A 1,261-nucleotide genomic window follows, 5' to 3' on the forward strand; every position below is an offset into this window, starting at 1 on the left:
GACACACTTAGGGTAGTAGTAAAAACTCATCAAACACAGTAATAAATGAAGTCTTGCTTGGAACTGTAACGATCCCTGGCAACAGGGGCTAACGTTATAGGGACAAGTGAATAAGTGCACATGGTGGATGCCTTGGCGATTACAGGCGATGAAGGACGTAGTAGCTTGCGATAAGCTGCGGGGAGCTAGCAAACAAGCTTTGATCCGCAGATTTCCGAATGGGGAAACCCGGCCTTTTAGGTCATTGCATACTGAATACATAGGTATGCAAAGCGAACGCGGCGAACTGAAACATCTAAGTAGCTGCAGGAAAATAAATCAACCGAGATTCCCAAAGTAGTGGCGAGCGAAATGGGAAGAGCCTGCACGTTTTAGCATGACGCATAGTGGAACGGATTGGAAACTCCGGCCATAGAGGGTGATAGCCCCTTACACGAAATGCGATGTGTGGAACTAAGCGTGCGACAAGTAGGGCGGGACACGAGAAATCCTGTCTGAATATGGGGGGACCATCCTCCAAGGCTAAATACTCGTAATCGACCGATAGTGAACCAGTACCGTGAGGGAAAGGCGAAAAGAACCCCGGGAGGGGAGTGAAATAGATCCTGAAACCGTGTGCATACAAACAGTAGGAGCGGACTTGTTCCGTGACTGCGTACCTTTTGTATAATGGGTCAGCGACTTACATTCAGTGGCAAGGTTAACCATATAGGGAAGCCGTAGAGAAATCGAGTCCGAATAGGGCGACAGTCGCTGGGTGTAGACCCGAAACCAAGTGATCTACTCATGGCCAGGATGAAGGTGCGGTAACACGCCCTGGAGGTCCGAACCCACTAATGTTGAAAAATTAGGGGATGAGCTGTGGGTAGGGGTGAAAGGCTAAACAAACTTGGAAATAGCTGGTTCTCTCCGAAAACTATTTAGGTAGTGCCTCAAGTATCACCATCGGGGGTAGAGCACTGTTATGGCTAGGGGGTCATTGCGACTTACCAAACCATTGCAAACTCCGAATACCGATGAGTGCGAGCTTGGGAGACAGACGTCGGGTGCTAACGTCCGGCGTCAAGAGGGAAACAACCCAGACCGCCAGCTAAGGTCCCAAAGATTGGCTAAGTGGAAAACGAAGTGGGAAGGCTAAAACAGTCAGGATGTTGGCTTAGAAGCAGCCATCATTTAAAGAAAGCGTAATAGCTCACTGATCGAGTCGTCCTGCGCGGAAGATGTAACGGGGCTAAGCCAGTCACCGAAGCTGCGGATATCT

Annotated in this window: 1 rRNA gene (cut by a window edge); it reads left to right on the forward strand. The window is 49.5% G+C overall.

Annotated elements, in window-relative coordinates:
• The first annotated feature begins 100 nt into the window (after window positions 1-100).
• Window positions 101-1,261, forward strand: a 23S ribosomal RNA gene (locus HHL21_RS21270); it runs 1,804 nt beyond the window's last position.

Origin of the sequence: Massilia polaris, assembly GCF_012927275.1 — a bacterium.
Lineage (GTDB): Bacteria > Pseudomonadota > Gammaproteobacteria > Burkholderiales > Burkholderiaceae_D > Telluria_A > Telluria_A polaris.